The organism is Xenorhabdus sp. PB62.4 (assembly GCF_014467285.1).
Lineage (GTDB): Bacteria > Pseudomonadota > Gammaproteobacteria > Enterobacterales > Enterobacteriaceae > Xenorhabdus.
The window spans coordinates 1-7,915 of the sequence record NZ_NKHR01000050.1; the positions used below are offsets into that span (position 1 = coordinate 1).

Annotated in this window: 6 protein-coding genes and 4 pseudogenes; 7 read left to right on the top strand and 3 right to left on the bottom strand. The window is 44.3% G+C overall.

Translation table 11 applies throughout. The features are described 5' to 3' along the window. The coding region (locus Xenpb_RS18730) for a transposase (RefSeq protein ID WP_187655652.1) at positions 1-289 on the bottom strand (289 nt) is incomplete at its 3' end. Between the two features lie 67 nt (positions 290-356). Here Xenpb_RS18730 and Xenpb_RS18735 point away from each other — a divergent pair. The 4 genes and pseudogenes from Xenpb_RS18735 to Xenpb_RS18750 all read left to right on the top strand — a co-directional run. Beyond that, positions 357-932, top strand: a pseudogene (locus tag Xenpb_RS18735) (site-specific DNA-methyltransferase); the annotation flags it as partial. Positions 933-1,214: 282 nt separating this feature from the next. After that, a complete protein-coding gene (locus Xenpb_RS18740) occupies positions 1,215-1,574 on the top strand; it encodes a hypothetical protein (RefSeq protein WP_187655654.1) in 360 nt (119 codons plus the stop codon). Positions 1,575-1,968: 394 nt separating this feature from the next. Continuing rightward, the gene (locus Xenpb_RS18745; RefSeq protein WP_187655655.1) at positions 1,969-2,118 is read left to right on the top strand and encodes a hypothetical protein; all 150 of its coding nucleotides are present in this window, start codon (positions 1,969-1,971) and stop codon (positions 2,116-2,118) included. A gap of 65 nt (positions 2,119-2,183) precedes the next feature. Continuing rightward, positions 2,184-4,184 (top strand): DUF927 domain-containing protein, encoded by a 2,001-nt coding sequence (locus Xenpb_RS18750; protein ID WP_255523201.1) that lies wholly within the window; start codon positions 2,184-2,186, stop codon positions 4,182-4,184. Between the two features lie 1,091 nt (positions 4,185-5,275). Here Xenpb_RS18750 and Xenpb_RS20190 read toward each other — a convergent pair. Then, a pseudogene (locus Xenpb_RS20190) lies at positions 5,276-5,671 on the bottom strand (IS110 family transposase); the annotation flags it as partial. On the opposite strand from Xenpb_RS20190, the gene Xenpb_RS18760 reads away from it, so the two are divergent. The 3 genes and pseudogenes from Xenpb_RS18760 (at position 5,670) to Xenpb_RS18770 (ending at position 7,652) form a co-directional block, all read left to right on the top strand. Beyond that, on the top strand, positions 5,670-5,852 hold the full coding sequence (locus tag Xenpb_RS18760; protein ID WP_187655656.1) for a hypothetical protein: 183 nt from the start codon (positions 5,670-5,672) through the stop codon (positions 5,850-5,852). The pseudogene Xenpb_RS20190 and the gene Xenpb_RS18760 overlap by 2 nt on opposite strands. A 566-nt stretch (positions 5,853-6,418) precedes the next feature. After that, positions 6,419-7,136, top strand: a pseudogene (locus Xenpb_RS18765) (integrase domain-containing protein); the annotation flags it as partial. A 249-nt stretch (positions 7,137-7,385) separates the two neighbouring features. Next, entirely contained in the window at positions 7,386-7,652 is a 267-nt protein-coding gene (locus Xenpb_RS18770; protein ID WP_187655657.1) for a helix-turn-helix transcriptional regulator, read from the top strand. Between the two features lie 145 nt (positions 7,653-7,797). Here Xenpb_RS18770 and Xenpb_RS20195 read toward each other — a convergent pair. Then, positions 7,798-7,915: pseudogene (locus Xenpb_RS20195) on the bottom strand (IS630 family transposase); the annotation flags it as partial.

A 7,915-nucleotide genomic window follows, 5' to 3' on the forward strand; every position in this document is an offset into this window, starting at 1 on the left:
CGCTCATCAGCACGGCCGCCTGCTTTAGGATCGCTTTTTCCATTTCCAGGCGTCTCACCTGTTTTTCTAATGCCTGTATCTGGCGTTGTTCGGGCGTCAGTGCCTTGCCCACCGGCGTCATTCCCTGCATTTCGGCTTTGTACTGGCGAACCCATTTTCCCAGCGTACTGCTATCGATCCCCAATGAACGGGCGACATCGACAACCCGTTGTTGATAAAGAACAACCTGTTGAACCGCTTCCAGCTTAAATTCAGTGGAATAGTGGCGTTTGGTGAGTTTCAATTTCATCGTCATACCTCATTGTCATATGAATAACATTAGCAGGCTTTTGAGGTGTCCGAGATCCTTATACCACTACAAGCCGCTGGTGGATTACTTTCGTAACGCACGAAAAGTGTTAGGTGTTACGGCGAAGGAAATTCACGCCGCCACTGGGAAGCAGATGGCCAGTCACTGGTTCAGCGACAGCCAGTGGCAGTTACCCAATGAGGCAGACTACCAAAAACTACAGGCACTGTTTGATCGCATCGCCAAAGAAAAGCACCAACGTGGCGAACTGGACACGCCCTATTCTAATTTGGTGGAATCACACCAGATATTATCGCGTCAGCATGACGAACTGCGGCAGGAATACGGTTTAATGCGCCATTCATTCACCGTCACGGCTGATGTGCCTTATACCGATGTCTGGCATTTTGCACCTGTGCAGTATTATCCCGGCAAACACCCCTGCGAAAAGCCGGCTGACCTGATGGCACATATTATTCAGTCCAGCAGCCGCGAAGGGGATCTAGTCGCCGATTTCTTTATGGGCTCTGGGGCAACCCTGAAAGCAGCTTTGAAGCTAAATCGCCGTGTGTTGGGTGTTGAGCTGGAAGAAGAACGGTTCAAGCAGACTGAGCAAGAAATAGGTTTTAGTAGTCAACTTTGAGTTTACAACCCACCATTTGATCACGGATAGTGTTATTTGATCACGGATAACGAATTATTAAGGTCGCCCAGTGCGGTTTTTTTTGTTCTTGAGAGAAAATAAAATTTATTATGATAATTATCATTCCTTTGATGATGATTAATAATAGGCTTAAAAACGTTCTCTTTATCTGAGTTAAATTATCAGTGTTATCCTTATTTTAATAGGGGTGTTTAGATATTGTGTGGATAATATCTAAGTGATGTCTGACAAGATTAATCCATATAAATAAGGTGAAACGCTATGATAAATAAAAAAGTGAGTATTCTTGCAGGGCTGTTTTTGTCTCTGGTTGCTGGAACAAGCATGGCTGCGGAGACTAAGAGCGCTGATGTTGGAGGTATAGTTAATCCAAGCAATTTTGGTTGTACAAAGCTTATGACTTCCGGTGATTATATTGGGAAACTGGCTTACACTGTTTCTTTGGATTCATTAGTAACCAATTTTTATTGGTTTGTGAGTCTGGAATCAAATGACATAGGATGTGTTGCTGTTAATTCAAACAATGCAAGACATGTTAAAATCGCTCACGAAGCCTTTACTGAAGGTAAAATTGTAAAAATCAAACTCGATGGGTATTTTATAAAAGCATTAGTATATTAGTTTTAATTTACAACACCATACAAGTTACCTAAATATTTTATTATTAAACCAGTGTATTAATAATGCTGGTTTTTTGTTTCTCTATAATCACTATTTAATGATTATTGTAATGTGGAGAATGCCAGGGCTGACTGGCTGCTTAGATACTGTGTGCTTAACTGCTACCTGAAAGACTGACCTATATTCACTTATCGTGTGCGGGATGGTATGACTTGGTGCCTCATGTCGGAGATCAGTACCGACCTCCACAACCCGTAGTAAACTCAGAGTTTACAACTCGAATAGATCGGGGTTGGTGCTAATGAAAGATGAGTTTGATGGTTTTATTCAACTCCTGCAAAAAATGCAGTAGTTCAAAATCCCGCAAATAAGGGATGTTCAGAGGAATATTTCAATGCAGCAGACAGAAGAAATAGCTGAAAAAATCATTTCTGGACTTTTTGTAGACAGTGAAACCCCAATGGAGCTATTCGGTATTAACTGGCCGCAGGCTGAATGCTTAGCTTTGCACATTGAAAATCAACCTATCGGTGAGACCGACTAGTTCAAAATCCCGATATCGGAATTCCGGCATCGGAATTAACTCAAGTGGTTATAGGTGAGAAGAATATGACTTCTAAATATCCAACACGAGCTGATGCGGTAAAAGCACCGCCGTATCCCGATGAACTGGATAAGAACGGCAAACCCAAAGTCAATATCGGCAAGATTTCAGCAGAAAAAGCGGCTCTCGCAGTGAATGGTTGGGTTACGTTACCACCTACAGAACATAAAGCTGATTGGGATGATTATCGTCAGCGGCATGGCATTGCGGCCGCAAAGCAGGCATCCAGTAATGGGTTGTATCAGGTAGAAGAGAAAAAACCAGTAGCAAAATCTGTAACCCCTGATTCAGATGAATACCAAGTGAAAGAATACGATCCGCTAAAACCTCATATCGATATCCGCAAGAACGGGATTTACTGGGCTGAACCGAAAGAACAAGGTGGCGAAATCGTCGAAGTTGAAAAATGGCTGAGCGATTACATGGAAATCGTTGGCATTGGCAATGATGGCAGCGAAGGCTATCTCATTATCAAGCTACGACAAGAAGGCACAGGAAAATATATCGTTGAGGCACTTCCACGCCATGAAATCGGGATGCCCGTTGGTTGGGCTAGATTACGTTCACGAGGAATGAACATCACCGTAAAAAACAGTCTGTTGCCTGTTTTGGCTGAATATTTGCAACGCAGCGGCGATCGCCGTGAATGGATTGTGACACAAAAGGCAGGCTGGCACTGCGGAGCATATGTCATGCCGGACGGTGAGATCATCGGCCAGCCCTATATGCCTGTCGCATTCAGTGGCGGCACATCTGCCATTGCCGGTTATGTGGTCAGGGGAAGTGCTGAACAGTGGAAAACACACGTTGCGTCATTACTGCAAGGCAACCGCTCAATGATGCTAGGCGTACTGGTGGGGTTAGCAGCCCCACTTAATTCGCTGACAGGTGGGAGCTGCTTTGGTGTGCATTTATTCTCCCAATCCTCCGCAGGAAAAACCACCACTGTTGAGGCGGCCAGCAGCTTATACGGTGATCCCGAAGAATTGAAATTATCATGGCACGGTACTAACCACGGTTTAAACAACGAAGCCGCGGCCCGTAACGATGGTTTTATGCCGATTGACGAAATAGGGCAAAGCTCGAACCCTAAAGAAGTCGCTAACAGTGCCTACAGCCTGTTTAATGGTGTCGGCAAAATTCAGGGGAAACGGGAAGGCGGGAACCGTGCTGTGATCCGCGGGAAGATTGCTGCCCTTTCGACAGGCGAGGAAGATTTAGAAACGTTTCTGATAAAAGGTGGGATCACCCCAAAAGCCGGGCAGCTTGTCAGGCTGCTCAGTGTGTCCTTTATTGATACAGAATGTTTCAATGGTCATGAGGATGGTGATTCTCATGCAAGAGCCATTAAACGTGAATCCAAACGCTATTGTGGTGCAGCGGGTCGGGCATGGGTTAAATGGTTGTCTGAGAATCAGGAGCAGGCAATCGACATGACCGCCCGTAAAGAAAAAGTGTGGCTTGATGGCCTGCCAGAAGAAGCCTCAGCGCAAGTCAAGCGCGTTGCCGTGCGTTTTGCGTTACTGGATGCCGTTGGAGAACTGGCAACCCATATCACTGGCTGGGGTAAAGAAGCGTGTCATGCTGCGGCAAAACAAAGTTTCGATGACTGGTTAGCTGATTTTGGCATCGGAAACCGGGAAAAGTATCAGGTTATCACACGAACTCGTGACTTTATCCAGAAATACGGACTGTCGCGCTTTCAGCCTTATACCTACGGCAGGCCAAATGGCGATATTGATACCTCACACGCCATGAGGATTAGTGATCTTGCCGGGTATCTGGTGCATAACCGCCGTCATGATGGACAGGTGGAATACCATATTATCCCCAGTGTATTTGAAGCAGAAATATTGCAGGGATTACAGAAAAAATCCGGCTTTGAAGCCTTAGAAGAGGCCGGAATGTTGGTTAAAGCGGAGAAAGACCGCTTTATCAGTAAAACCATTTCTGTAAACGGCACTCAGGGACGGTTTGTAGTGCTGATTTTCAGGGATGAGGATTAACCTCACGTAAGAGAAAAAAACGTTGGGATAACGGGATATTGGGATAATAGAGACTAATTTTATTATATATCAGTTAGTTATAGATGTTTTATTTATCCCGTATTATCCCGCGCTATCCCGTAACATTAGATGATTACAAATAAAGTGATATCGTGGCAATGGAAGTTATCCCGAAAAAGATTTTTCTCTGGCAAGTTATAATTTATTGAATTTTAAATAATTTAAATTAGTGACATGATGTTACGGGATAGGCTGGGATAACATGGGATAGAGTAACGCAATGAGATATATAATAAATATGTCATTTACCCCGTTATCCCGTGAAAATTGGTGCAGTTATATAAAGATAATCGATAGTAACGGTTATGTTTCTTCAGTTCTCCGAGCTACCGGGTTAATGTATTAGCCTGGTAGTTCGGAGAAGACAAGCGTAGCGCGTCAGTGTCATTCTGAATTTCGGGTGTGAAAATATTATCTTCTCACACTCAGTTGAGTTTGCGTTATTGATTTGCCCATGGCTTGGAAATCACTAACGTAATCAAATATCGCTCTTCATCAGGATGCCTGTCATCTTTGAAACGTACCATGTCCAACATGATTTGATACTTATTATCTGCTTGCCAATAGGTCGCTCCAGCGCCACCTTTCATACGACGAAGACTCTCATGCAATTCTGCCGTATTAGCTAAGGGTTGATACCCTTTAGTAAGCGCCCAACCCGCTTTACGCCACTGATCTTGTAAATCCAATACAATCTTGATTGCATCATCGTAGAGTAATGGTTCAATTTGTGGAGACATACGCACGCTAGTGATGACTTCATTCGCATACACAACAGCAAAGAATCGAGCTGGGAGGGTCACAAATCCATATTTAGGGTCAATAAAGCGTAAGCGCGCATCTGTTTTTGGAATATTATGCCAAATTTGCCCCGGAAGATGTGGATCAATCTCGGCACTGGATCTCTGTCGCATATCCTCGTAAGGCTCACCTATCACCAGCGCTATCTCAGGTTCACGGGAATTAAAGGAATGGTAGAAATAGATGATAGTTAAACCCAGAATGATGGATAACGTTAGGATTAAGCCACTATCTTTGATGAGTGATTCTCTGACACGATGCAGTGCTCTCATCGCCTGTTGCGTCCCCGTTCTCGGCTGGACAAAACGCATTGAGGGGCGTGATGCCGCTTCACATATCGCCTCTGCATCAACGAAATCATTTTTGTTACTTTTGACAAAAGGACGAACAAACTGCGGAGATATCAGCTTCGCATCATGGCCTAAATCAGCGATCCGGCGAGCCAGAAAATGTGCACCCGCACAAGCTTCCATCACGACGGTAGTCGATGTATACCCAGCTAAAAATTCCATTAATTTTGGGCGGGTAAATTTTTTACGCAGCATAGTCTTGCCGAATTTGTCCTGACAATGGATATGGAAAGAATGCTTGCCGAGATCGATACCAATAAGGGTGACGTTTTGCATGATGGACTCTCCAGAAAAAATACTCTATAAAGAGTATGGTTCACAAGGTGGGGAAGACCATCTCATTAACTCCCGTAGCCTGAAAGGGAGAGCAAGCATTGCGGTACATCTGCGCACTTTTGGAAGCAGATATCGTCAGACACCTAACCCATCGTCTGGCGATGAAAGTCTCTTAAACTGAAAAAGGCCTCAAAAAGGTGTTTTTATCTTGTCGTATGAGTGTATTGAACGTTAGATCATACACTTATTTTTCATATCCACATTAAACCCTGTTTTCATTTTTCTTTTACCTAATGGGATTGATCTGCATTCTGGTTTCATTTCACGTTATACGTACAGAGTGCTTGTACACATCCAGTCCATGCTTTTAACCACCTCAGTTTGAAATATTCAGCGGACAGATTTTCTACACACAAACAATTAACTCATTGCTCCCGTTTTAAACCTTAACCTTGCGGCGTTTTGCTGTGCCTGCTGGCATTTCAACGCGCGCATGATTTTTGCTGACTATTTGCTGAATTTAAGGCGTCACTTTTTGCCGGTTTACCGCTGAAAGTGACGCCGCAATCAAAAGGCAATACAACCCTGACAGGCTCACGCCTGCTTCACCATTCAGTGAATCTGACACTGCATTTTTAGATTGAAAAAGGAGAACTTGACGATATCGAGGCTGGCTTTTAGCCAGTGGGGATGACCTGTTTATACAGGCGGCAGTACCGAGTACTCAACCGATACCCCGCAATACCTCAACAGTATGTTGATACTCGTTTATCTCAGGGGATTGCCAAACGAACAGTGCAAAATGAAATGTCCGCGTTGCGCAATATCTTCCGCATGGCAGGCCGGGAGAAACTGGAAACCTCGCCGCGTTTGAGCAATAAGGCATTGGGCTTAAGTGGAAGCAGCCGCGCCGGAACGAAGCAGGCGATCCCTGATTCCACGTTTCAGGTTGTTTATCAGAAAGCGCTTGAACGTGATGTTGGATTTGCCACCACACTGAAACTCGCTCGATTGCTGGGGTTACGTTCTCAGGAAGCGGTGCAATGCAGTGCTTCATTGAAAAGCTGGCGAAAACAATTAGAACAGCCAGAGCCGAAACTGCATGTTGTTTTCGGTACAAAAGGTGGCCGACCAAGACAAACCCGTGTATTGGATGTTACTGCTGTAAAAGCGGCTGTCGAGCAAGCTATGGCTGTTGCAGAACAACGCGGCGGTAGATTGATTGATTGATAAGCCCGATCTCAAACAGGCCATGAACTATTGGAAAACACATACCACAAGGATTGGTTTAACCGGTTGCCATTCTCCCCATAGTTTGCGTTATGCGTGGGCGCAGGATGCACTGAGTTTTTACCAACAGAATGGCTTTAGCCGTCAGGAAGCACGGGCACTGGTATCAATGGATTTGGGGCACGGTGATGGTCGCGGGCGTTACGTTGAACGGGTTTATAGTCGTTTAACTTAGCCGTTCGGTTATTGAGTTAGATAAAACAATCAGTTAAAGTGTCTCCGCCATTAGCAAAATCTAATGGTCAAGGCGTCGCGGCCTTGTGTACCCAAACACTGGTAGGATGTTTCTGCCAGTGCGTTTGCTATCGCCTTTTCAATGGTGATTCAGATGGGGGAGACTTCGGTCTCGCCGGTGGGTACTCCGGTCCGCGAACCCTGTCTGAATCACCACCATCAATATTAATTAATGGAAGGGGTAGCAGGAATGAATAACAACATAAGAACTGACTGGCATCAGGCTGATATCATCGCAGCATTACGTAAACGTGGAACAACCTTAGCGGCTCTCTCCCGTGAAGCGGGACTCAGTTCATCAACATTAGCAAATGCTCTCAGTAGGCAGTGGCCTAAAGGTGAATGGATAATTGCTAACTATCTCGGAATCCATCCTTCTGAAATTTGGCCTAGTCGGTATTTTGATCAGCGTGGTCAGCTTATTGAGCGTAAAATTCGTAATAAGCCACAAAAATAACCATTTATTTACGTATTTTCTATTCCCCGTAAAAATTCATGCAAAACTCAAGGCGCAAGTTTTATTTTATATAACTTGCGCGTCTTTGATTAATATTTATTTGAATTTAATTTTCATTATACTTTTTATAATCATATATACGCACTTAACTTGAAGATGCAGGTCTTAGAATCTGAAAGTTATCAGTCAGTCGGGTAGTCAACTCTTTCGCTTTTTCTGGCAAGGTAATATGAAAAAAGCGGCGAAGTGCTTCACGGAACGTT